This window comes from Pseudomonas sp. CYM-20-01 (assembly GCF_023169845.1).
In the GTDB taxonomy this organism is placed as follows: domain Bacteria; phylum Pseudomonadota; class Gammaproteobacteria; order Pseudomonadales; family Pseudomonadaceae; genus Aquipseudomonas; species Aquipseudomonas azotoformans.
Map to the genome: position 1 here is coordinate 2,866,519 of NZ_AP025169.1, position 16,024 is coordinate 2,882,542.

General features: G+C 51.7%; 18 protein-coding genes. 8 read left to right on the forward strand and 10 right to left on the reverse strand.

Annotation, left to right across the window (positions count from 1 at the left end):
* Positions 1–316: 316 nt before the first annotated feature.
* The 3 genes from M2497_RS30670 to umuD form a co-directional block, all read right to left on the reverse strand.
* Positions 317–445, reverse strand: a complete 129-nt coding sequence (locus M2497_RS30670) for a hypothetical protein (protein WP_256588646.1) — start codon at positions 443–445, stop codon at positions 317–319.
* Between the two features lie 243 nt (positions 446–688).
* Positions 689–1,969, reverse strand: a complete 1,281-nt coding sequence (umuC, locus tag M2497_RS13065) for a translesion error-prone DNA polymerase V subunit UmuC (protein ID WP_248487868.1) — start codon at positions 1,967–1,969, stop codon at positions 689–691.
* The gene (gene umuD / locus M2497_RS13070) at positions 1,956–2,387 is read right to left on the reverse strand and encodes a translesion error-prone DNA polymerase V autoproteolytic subunit (RefSeq protein WP_169374461.1); all 432 of its coding nucleotides are present in this window, start codon (positions 2,385–2,387) and stop codon (positions 1,956–1,958) included. Before umuD ends, umuC begins: the two co-directional genes overlap by 14 nt.
* A 99-nt stretch (positions 2,388–2,486) precedes the next feature.
* Between umuD and M2497_RS13075 the strand changes: the two genes are divergently transcribed.
* The gene (locus tag M2497_RS13075) at positions 2,487–3,197 is read left to right on the forward strand and encodes an SOS response-associated peptidase family protein (protein ID WP_248487869.1); all 711 of its coding nucleotides are present in this window, start codon (positions 2,487–2,489) and stop codon (positions 3,195–3,197) included.
* A gap of 98 nt (positions 3,198–3,295) precedes the next feature.
* Here M2497_RS13075 and M2497_RS13080 read toward each other — a convergent pair whose 3' ends face one another.
* The 3 genes from M2497_RS13080 to M2497_RS13090 form a co-directional block, all read right to left on the reverse strand.
* Positions 3,296–4,030 carry a hypothetical protein gene (locus tag M2497_RS13080; protein WP_248487870.1) on the reverse strand — a complete coding sequence of 245 codons (735 nt, stop codon included), beginning with the start codon at positions 4,028–4,030 and terminating at the stop codon, positions 3,296–3,298.
* A 287-nt stretch (positions 4,031–4,317) separates the two neighbouring features.
* Positions 4,318–4,653 carry a hypothetical protein gene (locus M2497_RS13085; RefSeq protein WP_177113987.1) on the reverse strand — a complete coding sequence of 112 codons (336 nt, stop codon included), beginning with the start codon at positions 4,651–4,653 and terminating at the stop codon, positions 4,318–4,320.
* A gap of 168 nt (positions 4,654–4,821) precedes the next feature.
* Positions 4,822–5,316: a hypothetical protein gene (locus M2497_RS13090; RefSeq protein ID WP_248487871.1), complete on the reverse strand. Its 495-nt coding sequence runs from the start codon at positions 5,314–5,316 to the stop codon at positions 4,822–4,824.
* Positions 5,317–5,571: 255 nt separating this feature from the next.
* Here M2497_RS13090 and M2497_RS13095 point away from each other — a divergent pair, with 255 nt between their 5' ends.
* From M2497_RS13095 to M2497_RS13105, 3 genes are all read left to right on the forward strand, one after another.
* Positions 5,572–5,991, forward strand: a complete 420-nt coding sequence (locus tag M2497_RS13095) for a hypothetical protein (RefSeq protein WP_248487872.1) — start codon at positions 5,572–5,574, stop codon at positions 5,989–5,991.
* A gap of 204 nt (positions 5,992–6,195) precedes the next feature.
* A complete protein-coding gene (locus M2497_RS13100; RefSeq protein WP_003191463.1) occupies positions 6,196–6,480 on the forward strand; it encodes a hypothetical protein in 285 nt (94 codons plus the stop codon).
* A gap of 201 nt (positions 6,481–6,681) precedes the next feature.
* On the forward strand, positions 6,682–7,302 hold the full coding sequence (locus M2497_RS13105; protein ID WP_048402005.1) for a hypothetical protein: 621 nt from the start codon (positions 6,682–6,684) through the stop codon (positions 7,300–7,302).
* A 348-nt stretch (positions 7,303–7,650) separates the two neighbouring features.
* On the opposite strand, the gene M2497_RS13110 is transcribed toward M2497_RS13105, so the two are convergent.
* Positions 7,651–8,214, reverse strand: coding sequence for a TetR/AcrR family transcriptional regulator (locus M2497_RS13110; RefSeq protein ID WP_056789362.1), 564 nt, complete (start codon positions 8,212–8,214; stop codon positions 7,651–7,653).
* Between the two features lie 233 nt (positions 8,215–8,447).
* A complete protein-coding gene (locus M2497_RS13115) occupies positions 8,448–9,149 on the reverse strand; it encodes a glutathione S-transferase C-terminal domain-containing protein (protein WP_056789364.1) in 702 nt (233 codons plus the stop codon).
* 579 nt (positions 9,150–9,728) lie between these two features.
* Between M2497_RS13115 and M2497_RS13120 the strand changes: the two genes are divergently transcribed.
* Complete coding sequence (locus M2497_RS13120) at positions 9,729–10,028, forward strand: hypothetical protein (protein WP_248487873.1); 300 nt, start codon at positions 9,729–9,731, stop codon at positions 10,026–10,028.
* A 103-nt stretch (positions 10,029–10,131) separates the two neighbouring features.
* On the opposite strand, the gene M2497_RS13125 is transcribed toward M2497_RS13120, so the two are convergent.
* Entirely contained in the window at positions 10,132–10,536 is a 405-nt protein-coding gene (locus M2497_RS13125; protein WP_248487874.1) for a hypothetical protein, read from the reverse strand.
* A 141-nt stretch (positions 10,537–10,677) separates the two neighbouring features.
* Complete coding sequence (locus M2497_RS13130) at positions 10,678–10,914, reverse strand: hypothetical protein (protein ID WP_094774137.1); 237 nt, start codon at positions 10,912–10,914, stop codon at positions 10,678–10,680.
* Positions 10,915–11,127: 213 nt separating this feature from the next.
* Here M2497_RS13130 and M2497_RS13135 point away from each other — a divergent pair, with 213 nt between their 5' ends.
* From M2497_RS13135 to M2497_RS13145, 3 genes are all read left to right on the forward strand, one after another.
* Positions 11,128–11,910: a DUF4253 domain-containing protein gene (locus M2497_RS13135; RefSeq protein WP_248487875.1), complete on the forward strand. Its 783-nt coding sequence runs from the start codon at positions 11,128–11,130 to the stop codon at positions 11,908–11,910.
* A 262-nt stretch (positions 11,911–12,172) separates the two neighbouring features.
* On the forward strand, positions 12,173–13,390 hold the full coding sequence (locus M2497_RS13140) for a DUF1444 family protein (protein WP_248487876.1): 1,218 nt from the start codon (positions 12,173–12,175) through the stop codon (positions 13,388–13,390).
* A 705-nt stretch (positions 13,391–14,095) separates the two neighbouring features.
* Positions 14,096–15,736, forward strand: a complete 1,641-nt coding sequence (locus tag M2497_RS13145; protein WP_248487877.1) for a methyl-accepting chemotaxis protein — start codon at positions 14,096–14,098, stop codon at positions 15,734–15,736.
* The last annotated feature ends 288 nt before the right edge of the window (positions 15,737–16,024 follow it).

Sequence of the window (16,024 nt, forward strand, 5' to 3'; positions counted from 1 at the left end):
ACCGGCTGGTTTTCGTTTATGAGCATATCTGCTACGGCTATATACGGCCAAAAGCGGTCATTTAGCTTCTTCGCGAAACAGCAGCAGTTCAACCGTATTGAAAAATACTGTACGCACTCAACCAGGAGGGTATCTTGATGAGCCAGTGTAATTCAACTCTCAGGCAGTGCCGCAATGATGCTATTCAATATGTCGTTGTAGCGGTCATAGAAAGGGCACTGATCGTCAGATAAAGCGAAATTACAGACTATGCATTCACACCCAATAAGCTTCAATGACAAAAGCTACCATTAAAGTAGCTTCTGCCAGCGACAAGCTATTTTTTTGTAGACTTGCTAGGCTTCAAGTCAGGATTGTTACTTGGCGTGTCTTTATTGTCACGACGACGCTTATCAACTTCGCCGGTTGATTTGGCAATCGGTTTGGGGCCTGGTTTAAGCGCCATAAAATCTCTCCTTGATGTTAGTTTTATTTTAGTTGCTGCGGGATCATCCTATTGGTACGGACGGATACTTTCAATAGGCAAGAGATACTTGATTTTAGGTATGTGAAAACTCGAATTAGCTTTGGCTCATCTACTGGAAATCTAACGACAGGTAACGTGTTGATTTTACGTTCATTGATTACATCTTGCAGGTAGCACTGCACCTCCAGAATCATTCGAGCATCGCCAGACCGCACCTGTCTGCTACCTAGCCTTTACCGTCCACAACTGATCTACCTTCGTCGTGTAGCTCTGGCTCATCAAATCTCTACGCATCGCCCATCCAGGCGCCGCAGGCACGCTAGCCAACCGGACGACTCCCTTTCCCCACCGGCCATTGATCTCATCCAGGACGCTCATTACCTTATCAGCCATTACGGGTTGCGAATGCACGAACAGGTCATCCGTGAATTCGCCAGGCTGCCGCAAATCAATCAGCAGAACCTCCGCCTTGCTGTACTTGAAGCCTGGTCGAAAGAGGCGATTGACCGCTTCGGTTGCAGCCTTGGTCATGAGTCGAACGTCGTTTGTCGGGTAGGGGAGTTCGACCAGTGCGCCGCTCGCGTACTTCGCTTCTTCTGGATTGAACATGCCTGTCCTGATACTCACGCGGATCTTCTTGCACAGCGAGTTCTGCGCTCTGAGCTTTTCCGCCGCGCGTTGGGTGTATGTGGCGACGGCCTCCTTGATCGGCTCGATCTGTGTGAGCCGGGTGCCGAACATCCTGCTACAGCAAATCTCTTGTTTGGGTGGGTCAGCTTCACCCAGTTCCAGACAGGAGGTGCCGGCAAGCTCTCGAGCGGTTTTTTCGATTACCACGCTGAATTTCTGGCGAAGCATCCACGGATCGGTTTTCGCCAAGTCCATTGCGGTCTTGATGCCCATCGTTTCCAGGTGGGCCTTCATGCGCTTGCCAATGCCCCAGACTTCGCCGACATCGGTGTTGCGCAGCGTCCAGTCGCGTTTGAACGGATCGCAGAGATCGACCACACCACCGGTGATATCTAACAGGCGCTTGGCGGTATGATTTGCGAGCTTCGCTAGGGTCTTGGTGCGGGCAATACCCACCCCGACTGGAATTCCCGTGCGCTTGAGCAGGGTGGTGCGCACGTGCCGTCCAAAAGCAGACACATCACCTGGGAGGCCCGTGAGATCGGCGAACGCCTCATCAATGCTGTAAACCTCTAACGCTGGCACCATCGATTCGATGATCGTCATGACGCGCTCACTCATGTCGCCATAGAGCGCGTAATTACTGCTGAAGGCCACGATTCCATGCCGGCGTAGATGGTCTTTGATCTGGAAGTATGGCTGGCCCATTTTCACAAAAGGTTTGGCGTCGTAGCTGCGCGCAATCACACAGCCGTCGTTGTTGGACAGCACCACGATGGGTGTCTTGGCTAGGTCGGGTCTGAACACTCGCTCGCAGCTCGCGTAAAACGAGTTGCAGTCAATTAGGGCGAAGACAGGCTCAAGTGTTGTCATGATCGCGCACGCTGTATTTCACCACACCCCAGATCACCAGCTCATCGCCCTCCATGACATGTCTTACAGGATATTTCGGATTCTCCGACAGGAGGAGTACGGCGTTCTCACGCAGAAGCAGGCGCTTGCAGAAAGGCTCCGAGTTCAGCGCGGCGATGACGATATCGCCACTGACCGCATCGATGCTTCGATCAACAACCACCAGATCCCCTGAATAGATTCCGGCGCCCTGCATGCTATCTCCGTCAATCCTCACCAAGTACACGTGCGGCGCGCGGATATCGAATAGCTCATCGAGGGAAATGTGCTTTTCGATGTGATCAGCCGCAGGGGAGGGGAAGCCCGCCGGTACCCTGGATGAATAAAGGGGCAGCTTTTTACCGCCAGTAGCGAGAGGGCCGAGGATGGTGACGCTCATGATGCAAGCCTTAGATTGGTAGACTGTACGTATATACAGTTAACGATTTGCTTCGCTTGTGGTCAATCTCATAAGCATCACTATTCGACGGGTGACAGCATGTGCGGACGCTACTCGATCTACGAATCGATGGATCACTACCTGAAGGAGCTTGCGCCAGAGCAGTTGGTGATCAACGGCTACGATCTTTGGCCAGTAGAGCGATACAACGTCGCACCCTCGACCCGTGTGGAGATCATTCGGCCAGTGGACGACCAATTAAGCGTAGATAAGGTGAAATGGGGATGGTCACCATTTTGGGCGAAAGGAAAGCGTCCTGACCCGATAAACGCCAGGGTTGAAACAGTCATGACTGGGAAGTTTTTCAATCAGCTCTGGCCAAGCGGTCGTGTACTTGCACCGGCAAACGGGTGGTTTGAGTGGGTCAACGATCCGGCTGATCCAAAGAAAAAACAGCCTTACTTCATAACCCTGAAGGAGCAGGCTCCGATGTTCTTCGCTGGGTTAGCTGAGGTTCACCAGGGCTTGGAGCCAGACCCTCGCGACGGCTTCGTCATCATCACCGCCGCCAGCGATCAAGGGATGGTAGATATCCATGATCGGAAACCGCTGGTTTTGGCTCCTGAGCACGCCCGCGAATGGATCGCCTCAGATACTTCCCCTGAACGCGCGCGGGAAATCGCGATGGAACACTGCTGGCCTGCTACCGATTTTCATTGGTACAAGGTAAGCAAGGCTGTGGGTAGTGTTCGCAATCAGGGCCCAGAATTGGTCGAGCCGCTCGCAGGGGCGTCAGACGGCGATGGATGAGTACGTACCGTAATGTTGATGGAGGGCAGCTGCAGCGTTGCTCAGCCGTTCCATGAGTAGCGGATATTAGATTTTATTAAGAACGGACGTCGCTTAGATCAACCCCCAGTTTTGACACCCGGCATACCTGAGACCGCCCAGGTAATGGCTGATACTGGTACGGTATATGCCCTGCCGTTAGCAAAAAGCCCGCAGAATTTATCCGAGCACTGGATGATCCGGAACTGGGTGACTTCTTCAGATCCGGGTAGTTTTAGAGTCACGACGGGGGAATCACTAAAACCCTGCTTAACGTCTTCCCTAGCGGTTTCTCGTCCTGCATCGCTAAAAGGCATAATTACCATCGCGAGTGACATTGAGATCAAGCACAGGATGATGAAAACACCATAACTTCCAACGAACAGAAACAGTCCTGCCCGTCGCCAGGATTTAAGAAAAGACCGTTTCTTCGCTTTTATAGGCTTCTGATTTCTTTGATTAACAGAGCCCGTACGGTCTGTCATGAAATCAACGAGACCAAAAATCAGGCTTAGGCCAACCATGCCTAGAAGCGCCAACAGCCAATTTCGTCCCAAGCTGTCGAGTCCGGAGGTAAACCAACTTACAACGACCCTGAACCATGCCACAGCGGTCTCACCGATATACTCCGTTGCCTGCAGAGGAAACATGGACGGGTCAAGGTTCAAGTAGGAGAGATAGCCCTCGTGATAAGCCTTTCCGTTCAAGTAAAAAATGGGGGCTGAAATGGCCAACGCTAGGGCTCCCAGCTTCCCCCAACCCATGAACGTAGCCGCTTTTTGTTCCGAACCCTTTTTCAGTCTGTCTTCTGACATTTTCCACTCATTATCTAAAAGTCCTAGAGAGCACGGTGCAGCCCTCCTGTCATGCCTACGTCTCAACCAAGCGCCGAGGAGTCATTCTTGAAAGTCTGTGCGTTGTCAGCATCGGATGCACTGCGAAAGTGCAGCGCTGCATGATTGATCGTGGGTTTGAGCCTAAAAACAAAATTATGCTGGTTTGCCAGACTTACTCAGAAATGAAGGGCTGTTCGTCGACGACGCCACCGAGTTAAGGGGGGGCGCTCGTTAGAGATAGAAAGCTCATCGGCCCAGTGGCTCGTCTACATCGATTTAACCCATACCACATCCACGTACTTGTACTTCTTCCTAGCAGCCTTCACAGCCTCCTGCTCAGCAAGCAACGAGCTCAACGTATCGGCCTCGTGAATCAACTCGATCATTTTCCCCTCGAACTCGTTTCCAACCCGTAGCGTGACCCGCAGCTTGGGCGTAAATGCTTTCGCCACCTTCTTCTTGGCTGCTGGAGCGACCACGGGTTTCGCGAGCACAACTTCTTCCGCTGGCTCCTGCGCTAGAGGAGCAGATATCTGCTCTGCTGGCTGAGGGGTACCGAATAGAGCATGACGCATTTCTTCTTCAGTTAATTCAGAGCTCATAGAACATCTCAAAGTGGGCGGTAATCAGCTCGACGAATTCTACTAGGATGGCGGCTCCAGCGTGTCCTCTGGGAGCATGTATGGTCACTGTGAATTCGGGCTACGTGGTCAACATTTCAACGTGGTAGTGGGCTAGATAGCGATAAAAATGATGCAACGTAATCTAGGCTATTGAGGGCTTAAGGGTTCATCGCAATGGTTGTCTGGCTTCGTCTTCGACAACTGAGTGAACTGCTCCAATGCGTTTTGGAAATCCTCCAATGCAAAGCTTACCGGCTTGCTCTCGGCGATCCATTTTGTCGAGATTCCAACTTCCAGTTTGGCCGAAATACTACGACCAAAGCGCCGCCAGTGTACTGTGTCACCTTCGATTATCTGCTCAGCGACCAAGACGATACAGTCGAAATTCATGTCATCGCTACAGACCAGCAACGGCACGATTGTGGAGCTCCCATCCTCCATCGGGATGATGCGACGGTTCGCAAGAGCGTCTTCGTCTTCGTCGATAAGCCAGATCAGAGAAAGACCAAGGCTTGCGACGTCTGACCATTCGAGATGAGTGGACAGCCATTGCTCAATGCCAATGCCGTCAATCATTAACCATGCGCAAGCGCTCCTGGCGAATCCAGGTCGGTAGTAAGCGGCGCTGATAACTTGGTGCATGGCGAAGTCCTTTAGTGCGGTGCGGCTGGGTCATAGAGAATGATGATACTCCAGTGATATCACCCCGCGTTTCAGATCGCTACTCTCCACGCTTGAGGGGCAGCCTATTGCACCGGGGCGTATTGGCAGCTTTCAACCTAGTCACAATGATGAGGTTGGATTGTGAGCATCCGTGCCATTCGGGTTTTCCTGACAAGCTGCTCCTCCAACTTTAATCAGGTACGATCCTGAAGACTCATCAATAATCGAGATCGTATGATGCAAGACGGCTGCTGGCCCTTCCATCTCTTCGGTGCCAATTTCGCCACTGAATCCGAGGCGAAGAAATTTGTGTTTGAGCAGTGGGAGCCAGAGCCCCCTGAAAGCGTAAGCGTAGCCGAGTACATTTCGTGGGAAGACCGCAATCCAACCTGGCGTCTAGCGGAGGAGCTGGGGTTCTCTATGGATTCAGATTTCGTTGAGCTTGCCGGCACCCCACAAGACGTCATAGCGCAAATCCGCAGTCAGTCCGAGAGAGCGTTGGTCAGCTCTAGGGCAGGAGAGTTCACGCATTTTATAATGGTGGGTTCGAATGCCATCTGGGGTGACCGTCGTTCGACTTCTACCCAAGTAGAGCCGCTGGTGCGCTTGCCGGAGAGCACTGCAACCATCACATATCTCGGCCTGTTCAACTGAGCTGACGGCCTCATAGGTTAGGCCCGTTTTTGACCAGGGGCGGGCACTGGATTAAGGCTAAAATTGTCCTCATTAGGGGCGGATGACGATTCAACCAGACGTGAAATTATGACCAGACAGCTTGTCTACCAACGAATACGAAATCGAATTGTCGAGCTACTTGAGTGGCTTATTGAGTGCGAGAATGAGCCACCTCGGTGTGGTATGAATGAGTTAATCAATTCATGGGAAGATTGGGTGCCAACTCCGTCGCCAAAAGGATACTTCGTCGATCAGGGGTTCACTCCAATGCAGAGCGTTTTTTTGGTAAATGTAAGCGCAGCCATCGAGGATTTTTGCGAAGCAACACCTGAACTCATAGAGAACGACGCTGCGGCAATTGCGCTCCCTCAATGGCGCCTTGTCATCGCTGCTGCCAAGCCGACGCTATCTGCGATGAAAGCGAGTACCAAAATGTCGGAGGAGAGTGACGACAGGCTCGAGCGTTGAGTTGCTTGCTCTTTAAGCAAGGTATTGCGTACGATTTTGCCAGGATGCAGCAATCGGTCAGAAATAGGTAAGCGTCCAATCAAGTCATCTACCGATCCAGTTATCAGCACGAGGATGACTGCTTTTCGCCCATGCCGTAAGGTTCGCTACCAAAATCGCCATAGCCTTCCAGTGGTGGTAATACAGCAAGGAGCGCGAACAATGAACACCTTCAAATCATCAGTTCAAAACGTAGCTGCGGCCATAGGCCTCATCGCAGCAGTGACAGTCGGCGGATGCGTCATGATCCCTTACGACACGCCGGAATCAAAAGCCCAAATCCAGCGCGATCTGAAAATTGCACCATCGGATATTCAAGCCGTATCGGAAACTAACTGGTGCTTGTTCCCATATGGAAGCGAAGGCAGCTGCAGGGCCACTCAAGGCCTGGGAGTGTTGACCAGCAAAGGCCTGATCCTCAGCCTCTACAACAACCACACCTACACTGAAACCGCACGCATCCTCCCAGAACAAGTGCAGTGCGTGAAGACAGTTGGTGGTCGCACTGGAGTCGAACCGTTCGTTGTATTCACCAAAGACCGAGCGATCATGCTCGCCGTCATTACGCCGGGTGGGCAAATGAATGTGCCTGTGAAAGTCAGTTTCTTTGATTATCTGACGAAGCCAGGGCAGCACGTCTTCACTGGGACGGATGGCGGATATGTGCGCAAGTCGGGTCGAAAGCAAACCGTAGGCGGAATGGTGTCAGGCACTGCCATCCCGTGGCATACAACACTCGACGTAACCGAGGTTTTTAACCCTTGCCCGCAGGTTACAGATTAACGAGGAGTGGCGCGTTCCCTCGCAAGCGGTGCGCGCATGCCGAAGCCCGTTGGTGTGAAGGATGAATGCCCGAAGGGCCGAGACGCCCCGGCGGCTCGGCTCGCGAAAGCCGCCCTTGAAGAGGCTGGGTTCGAATGCCATCTGGGGCGACCGACGTTCGACCACTACCGATGTAGAGCCGCTGGTGCGCTTACCGGAGAGCACCGCAACCATTTCATATCTCGGTCTATTCAACTCAATTTGACTGCTCGAAAGGGCGTCTGTGTTCGGCTAGTAACTACGTTATACGACTGGCGTGTTCAGCCCGAAGCCCGTTCACAATGAGCCGCAGTCGGCTAAAAGCTGCCACTACGCCGGCAGCGGCCCATAGGCACGATAGGCCTCAATCAGAGTATCGAACAGTGAGATGTCTGACCTGCTTCTTGCGATAAGTTGAGCACCCGCCACAGCCGAAAAAATAGCGCGCGCGCGCACTTCGCTATCGGCTGCCTCGCAGAATTTCGCAGCGACAAGCATCTGGCTCAACCAGGCAATATTTACCTGTGCAAAAGCCTGAATCTCCTCGGCCATTGCAGGGGGGAGATTATCGATTTCCGCCCCCACAAAGCTGCCAAGACAAAGCCGGTTTTCAGCCTCAAGTGAGCGACGAAAGATCTCAGGAAATCGGCGCAGAGCTTCGGCGGGGTTCGGGGTTTGCTCAGATATAGCCTGAAGCGCAGCCGCACCGTCTTGCCAATACCTCTTGGCAACAGCAATTCCCAGATCCGCCTTGCTGGGAAAATGGTAATAGATGCTGGCTGGCTTGATTCCAACCTCATGCGCCAAATCGCGGAAATTCAGGCCGTTGTACCCCTGTGACTGGGCGATGTTTCGGGCAGCCAGGAGTATGGCCTCGCGGGCGTTGTTGCTCATAGTCGTGCCTTTCGTACGTCGGACGAGTTCTGGGGAGGCGGGCTATGTTAAAGCAAAAAGTTCTAACATTCGTTAAGTCAGTAAAGAACAGAGTATTTAAGCTGTTCAGTGTCCACATTGCTGGCATAAATCGAACGAGTCATGCTTCGCTCATTTTCAACCATCTGAATCACTCGCACCGAGACCGCCATGTGATGGCGATCCCGACCGCTCATACTGCCCATTAAGACAGATTAGTCTGAGGGCAGATCCAGTTCTGGTATACCACTGTTGCGATCAGCGTATGCAGTCTGGAAGCTTGGGCGTTTCTGCCAGCGCTGCCAGTACGCATCCAGATGCTCAAAGCGTTCGTCTAGCGGGGTGGCGTTTACCGGGAACTTGGAAAACGCAATGGCGGTTGCCAGCGTGATATCCGCAAACGTGGGATCGGTACCGCCCAGCAACCATTCTCGACCGTCAGCCAAATGACGATTCACCAAGGCCGCGTGTGTCAGTGCCTCCTTACGGCAGTGCTCGCCCCATGCCTCGTTCTTCGTCAGTTCAAGTTTGAAGCCGAGCCCTGTGTGCAACACATGAAAAGCCGTGACGATCCGATAGAGGATATGCACCCAGATCCTGTTATCCCACATGTTGTCCAGGCCTTGCTCTAACGCAGTCTCACCCATGATTTTGCGGCCCGGATAAGACTGGTCGAGAAAACGAACGATAGCAGGCGTTTCAGAGATGAAGCTGCCATCTGCCAGTTGGAGCGTGGGTGTTTCACCCCATGGATTCATATTTAGGTGACGCCATCCGCGCTGCTCGCCACCAGGCGCCATGTCATAGATGGTTTCATCGAACTGATCGGCAATGCCTTTTTCATGCATGAATAACCGAAGTCGCTGCGGATTGGGGAAAGCCGAAGGGGAAGTGAATAGCTGCAATTTGGTAGTCATGGCTCAGTCCTGAATAGGTGAATTCAAACCTAACTGTTGTTAGGTAGGTAGACCATACGAGTCAAACCCACCTGAGTCAAGAACATACCTAACATTTGTTAGGCTTTGGCTGTGTCTACAATTAATTCAGCCCATAGGGCTTACGCGGATGCTACTGGTAGATGCAAGGTTTGACGGATAGGTGTTGCTTCTAAAAGTTGAGTTTTCATGCCGTTCCCCAGAAGCGAGAGGAGGCTGATGACCGATAGCTCCTATCGCACCACAGGCGTCACGCCATCGCGAGCGTTGCAGGAACGCGTCTGAGGTCAGTGCTTTCTTCCGTTTTCTGCTAATTATTGAGCCGGCGGTATTGGCCTGGTGAGAGGTGATTAAAGTTATCCAGGCGCTGCCATCCGCATTTAGGCCCAGGCGCTTTAGTAATGGGATTCCCCCGATCTGTTCGTACTGTCCTCCTTCGATTTTCCGAGCTTGATCCGGGGCTTGCTTTCCACCATTGGCGCGGTTGAGCTGCAGACGCTTGGAACGACCCGCTATGCCTGTAAGTCTACCTGTGTCTACTCACGGGTAAGGTACAGCGCAATGGATAAGACAATCACCGTCGATCAACTGGCGACCACTGACCTGAGATCAATCAACGAGATATGGCTCGGCGGGACTCATACCCAGCTATGCCTATGGCGTGGCGAACAGGTCTTCACCCACGAGATGATGAGCGAGGGCACCCACGATCAGAATGTCAGACGTCTTTGCGTGAAGGTGGTCAACCCTGGCGGTCACGCTGCTGTGGCCAACGTTGAGTTGATGGTGCGCGAACGGCTGGAAAAGATGGGGAAGGAAGGCGAGTTTTATCCGGCTGAGGAGACGGACACTCATCGATAGCACCCAGCAGCTCTGGTAAAAAAATAGGGTCTCGGCTAGTCGTGAGTGCCTCAGTACGCCATTTGAGCATGTGTTGCGATTTCCGCTTTATGGGCAAATTGCACTAGCTCTGTGCTTTGGCGCTCCTGTACTGTTCGTTCCACCAGATGACAAGTTCAGCATGTTGCTCGTGAGTGATCCATGCGAAATTTGTTTTGTCCGCCGGGTCGCCCCCAAAGACTAAGGGCTTCGTATACCACTTGATCTTGCCAGCGAACCGCTCGTCCGGCTCAAGGGAAATCTGCTGGGGAAGGGCAAACGGCGCGGCATAGGACGCATCGAGTGGCAGCGTCGGAATGGTAAACATTACTCCGGAAGAGTTGATGACGATAAAGTCGTCCCATCCTCTTAGACCTAATAGCGTGTACCCCGGAAGATGATGATCAAATCCGTAGGCCTTCATGGCAGGTAAGCTCTCATCCTCCGCGAAGATGATGAAATAGTCGTCGTTTTGCCAACCTTCGTTCATGAGGGGATGACTCACTTTTGGCAGATAGGGAGGTACTCGGTGTGCTACTAGCGTCTCGTGGCCGACAGAGAGCAACGGTTGCTTACAGTCGGATGATTGTCTGATCACAGAAGGGCTGCATTGTTTTGGTACAGGCGCAAATCACTGGGAGCGTAGACGTTGCCATTCATTCCAGCAGTCCTCCGCGACGATGTCTGGATAACCACGATCTTCTTCCATTGCCAAGGCTGCGCTAAAAGGCAAAGCGATGCAGGTGGATCTGTCTCGGATTTCACACACCTCAATCTCGGTAAGCGGCTGGCCCTTTTTATCCTCGGCGGCTTGCAGCACTGCCGCCAGAGCCGGCACAAAGACTAGACATAACGGATCTGTAGTCATCAGTTTCTTCCCTGAGTCGATTAGAAATCGCATGGTAGGCCAGTTTCGGACATCAACATTACCTCGAAGTGCGAACGTCAAAGTTAGCGTAGCGCGCTGCTATGTGGTGGCAGGAAGACTTATTGTCGCTTGGCGGCAGACCTTCAATGATGATCCTGAAACGCTTAGGATTACTCACTCAATTCAGTACCAAAATGGAGCTGGCCACGGTTTATGGATATCGAATTTCGCGGTAACGGCAAGCGTGATAATCCGTCTGTAGGTACATGCGATGAGTACGGCGTGAGCGGGATTACCAGCTTTGACGATCTGACCGAAGCTCGTCGTAAGATTGCTGAGGCGCATCCAGGCTTTAAACCTCTGTTCTCGCTCGATGATCTGCACCAAGCCCGCTACACCTCGGGACATGTGCGCAATAATTTAGGGATGGACGATGCATCGGAGCAGGACATAGCGGGCTTGCCTCCAGAGTGCTTTGAGAATGGTGAATACATAGGCTATCCGACTACGAAAGAGGAGTTCGCAATCTGTCTTCGCAATTTCATGACCCTGGTTGCAGCCACGTCTTTCGAGGATGCTTGTACTCATGGTTTGACGCTAGATCAGCAGGCCCTCCAGGAGTGGATCGGTTACCAGAACAACCCTATCTCTCTTCTAGAGCAGCCTCTTTCAGCGCTCCTGGTACCCGTTCAGCAGTCCTGCCAGGCACTCGCGGCTTTTCCGAATGGCTATTTCACTTCGGATCTGGATCCCGCGAAAAACTTTGCCGTTGCGCGTCATTTTTCAGAAGCGCATGGCTATGAGTTGATGGGCGTAGGTGCTTCTTACATCGGCTTCATTCGTGCTGAACCGCCTGATACATCACTTGCTAACGTCGTAGCCAAAGACTTCTGTGCGCTCTATAACACTAGCGATGAAAACCTAAAGGGACGTGTTTCCAAAGTTGCGCAGGCGATCTCCGGTCGGACGCATCTTTGGCTCCGTTACGTGGAGTGAGCTTCGTCGCATCCAAAGTCCGGCTGAATAGTTAACAAAGCTTGTGAGAGGTCTGGAGCTTTTTGCCGCCTTGTATGAGGGCAGTATCCACACATCCACTACAATCAGGCACATGATTGGCGCTGCTCGTTTTCCGCTACGTAACCTCAATTTCGTCTGATAGCTGTCGATATGGAGAGCAGCCGTCCCAAGCTCTGAACAAGTTTAAGCCTACCCAATTCCCGCTGTTTACAATTGCCTGCTGACAAAAAGGATTCTGTACATGCTTTTTTCCCTGCTCGACAAATTCTTCAATCGACCGCTAACTGATGAAGCATTTGCCAAAAAATTTATGGATTCGACTCGTAAAGCTGGCTTCAGCGAGAATATGAATTTTGAGAAGAACGAGTTTCGCATCCGCCATGGGGATGGATCGTACTTCAATCTCCATAATGCCTTTCGCGACTATCAAAATGCAGACAAAGCACAGAAGTCCGCCGTTCTGACCGGATACGTATCGACGCTGTTAGAGGCGGGTAGAAAAACCGAGACTGTGTTTGATAATGTCAAAGCACAGCTGCGTCCGGTGATTCGCAACCTTGCCATGCTTGAAGAAATTCGACTGGAACACGCCCGTAAAAATGGCGACAAGCAGTACGATTATGTTTCACAGCCTTTGGGCCGAGACTGCGTTATTCTGCTTGCTGTCGATTCGCCCGAGTCCACTGCCACCCTTACCAATGGCCCCGAAGCACATTGGGGTGTGACGATGGAAGAGGCGGTAAAGATCTCCATCGAGAACCTGCGTGATACGACAAACGAAGCCTTCGGTGAGATTATTCCAGGCCTATACGCTGGGGAGTGGGCGGATGGGTACGACACCAGCAGGGTGTTGTTGCCAGATGTCCTTCAGCGCGTGCCAGTTAAAGGTCGGCCAGTGTTCATGGTGCCCAGTCGAGACGTCCTGATGGTCACTGGAGACAAGGACGAACAGGGAATTCGTCAGATGGTAGAGCTTGCTTTCCAGGCTCTTGAAAGGGGGCGTGCTGTCTCTACCGATATTTACACCTACGAAGGTCGCGATATCATACCGTTTAACTGTGATGATGAAGGGGTCAGCAGTCGGTTGGTTACACTGGAGCATTTGCTGCTGCAGAGTAATTATGCCAATCAGAAAGAGTTGCTCGACAAGCTCAATCTGGAAAAGGGCATCGACATCTTCGTCGCCTCCTACAACCTCTTCCAAATGGCTGACCAACCAAACCAAACGGTATCGATGAGCGCCTGGACAAAAGGTGTGCTGACGCTGTTGCCCAAGACAGATCGCGTCGCTTTGGTTGAACCTGTTGAGGGTGGGGAAGCGACAGTCAAAACCGTCTCCTGGAGTGAACTTGAATCCGAGCTTGGCGATCTGCTGGCTGCAGAAGCGGGCTATCCACGTCGCTATCGGACACTGGGATTTCCTTCGGTTGAGCAGCTTAATCGCCTGACTACCTTGTGATCAGTGCTCTACTACTCTGGCGCACTGCAATGGAGGTATCGCTGAGCTGGCAAAGCAGCAGTCGCAATTTATCATTACGATACACTCCCCATTTTGATTGCTTATCCTGGTGGGAAAATTTGGGAGTTTACCGATGTGGGGTTGGTGGCTTCTCTAGCGCTACTGAGTCGGGCCGCAAGATCTGACTGACTTACTTCAGTTGGCGAGCCGCTATGCGCGGGCAGGCTGTCGTGAACCGAGCTTCCGCGTCCCGCCGTATCTCGGCCCTGCGGGCGTCCATCCTTCACGCCTTCGGCTGTGCCAGCATGCGCGCTCCGCTTGCTCCGGTTACTCAGCGCTTTCCGACTTACTCTGGTTAAGCTGGAATGGCGCTCTCAGATTCCTAGCTGACTCGATCTAGTGGAAGGATCAGAGAGGCATCAGCTATTCAGATTGCTTCGCACCCAACTGGGAAAGGCGGCCTTCAATGGATGAGAAGCTAAATCAGCCAAGTTGTTATCAGTGAATATTCAACAACCTTAATATGAAGCGCGAATTGTTATTAAAATCAATATTATTTGAGGTTAGGGTGACAAACATAATAATAAATATATTTAAGCTGCGCGTGAGAAAAAAGCTCAATAATCGTCCCTTCTTGCCGATACCTCTCCTGATCAATGGCGTGCCTCAAGGTTAACCAGATCTCCCCTATGAAGAGAAAGCTCTATGACTTGGTTCCTGAATTTACGCCTTGCGGCAAAACTGTCCATATCATTCTTGATATGCGCATTGATAACTATCGCGATTGGGCTCGTCGGGATGAACGGAAACTCACGGCTGGGCGATGCGATCTCATCTGTGTTTAGCAATAATATAACTTCAATTAACAAGGTGAATGAAGCTCTGCAGCAAGTAATTTATCACAATAGAGACCTGTACTTGTTGCTGGCACAAAAAGCTGGTGGTGCAGCTGAGGGGGAACTCGCAACCACTCAAAAATCATTATCTGACCGCCAGCGTGCTGTAGAGAAAGCATTTGCTATTTATCGTAGCACCCCGCTGCGCGATGACGAAAAGGCCTTAGGTGATAATTTTGAACGGGATTGGCCTGCTTATATAAATGCGGGAGAGAAGTTCGCCAATACTTTGATGTCGGGGGATTTGCCAGGGGCGAGATTGCAACTGATAGGAGACGTCAGCGATAAGTACGGTTTCGCTGAGAAAGAGATGCTAGGGATAATTGCATCTAACAATGATCAAGCGGACGATCTCCGAAGTGAAAGCGATGCTCTTATTCAAAGTTCTAAGCTAACGATGATTGCAGGTATGGTAATCGCGTTCGTCCTGGCAATGGGCCTGGGTGTTGTTATTACGCGACTCATTACCCGGCCACTCTCCTATGCAGTATCTGCTGCAGAGCGTATTGCAGTTGGAGATCTTACGCAACGTATTGACGCAGGTAGCCAGGACGAAACCGGGAAATTACTGTCCTCCCTTGATGAGATGCAGGCGAGCCTTCGAAGCACAATTCAAAATATATCCAGTGCATCAGATCAGCTAGCCTCGGCAGCAGAAGAGCTGAGCGTCGTAACGGACGAGAGCACACGGGGTCTTACTCAGCAGAATAGCGAAATCGAACAGGCTGCTACCGCTGTGAATGAAATGACAGCTGCGGTCGATGAAGTCGCTCGCAATGCCGTTTCTACAGCAGAAATATCGCAAAGAACCAATCAAAACGCCATGGCTGGCAAAACTAAGGTTGGAGAAGCTGTTATAGCGATTGAAGGAATGGTTGGGGAAATCAACTCATCGAGCTCACAGGTTCAAGAGCTTGCTCATCAGACGAAAGAAATCAGCAAGGTGCTTGAGGTCATCAGGTCGATTGCTGACCAAACCAATCTCCTAGCTCTGAATGCGGCCATTGAAGCTGCTCGAGCGGGCGAGCAAGGTCGCGGATTTGCAGTAGTAGCTGACGAGGTAAGAGCTCTAGCTCATCGTACCCAATCATCGACTATCGAAATCGAGGGGATGATTAACGCTGCTCAGACAAGCGCTACCTCTGTAGTAGAAACCATGACTAAGAGTCAGAGCCAGGCAGATAACACACGTCAGCTTGCGCAGGCTGCAGGCATTGCTCTGGAGTCAATCACTGAGGGGGTAGCTGCAATCACAGAACGCAATCTAGTGATCGCAAGCGCGTCAGAAGAGCAGGCACAGGTTGCTCGTGAGGTGGATCGTAACCTCGTCAACATTCAAAGCTTGTCAGCTCAAACTGCTACCGGAGCGCATCAGACAAATGCCTCAAGCCACGAACTCTCGAGGCTAGCAGTGTCCTTCAACCAGTTGGTAGCCAAATTTAAGCTTTAGATCCTGTAAAAAAGTGCGCTTTTGCTGGCGCACTTTTCACCCTACGTTACACGAGCGCGGAATAACCTGACGTTCTGATACGGCCATTATCTGAACAGACAACATCAACGTTTTAACAACTTCTCTTCATCAAGTTGCAAGGGTTCGTGAACGTTACGCGCGCAATCGCGGCAACACTCATACCTGTGAGATGCTTCATCTCTAGCCAGGATGTAAACCCGTTTCAAATTTCCGATAAAACTTCTGCGCCGCCCGATACTCAACTGACGTAGTCACTGAAGGATTGCA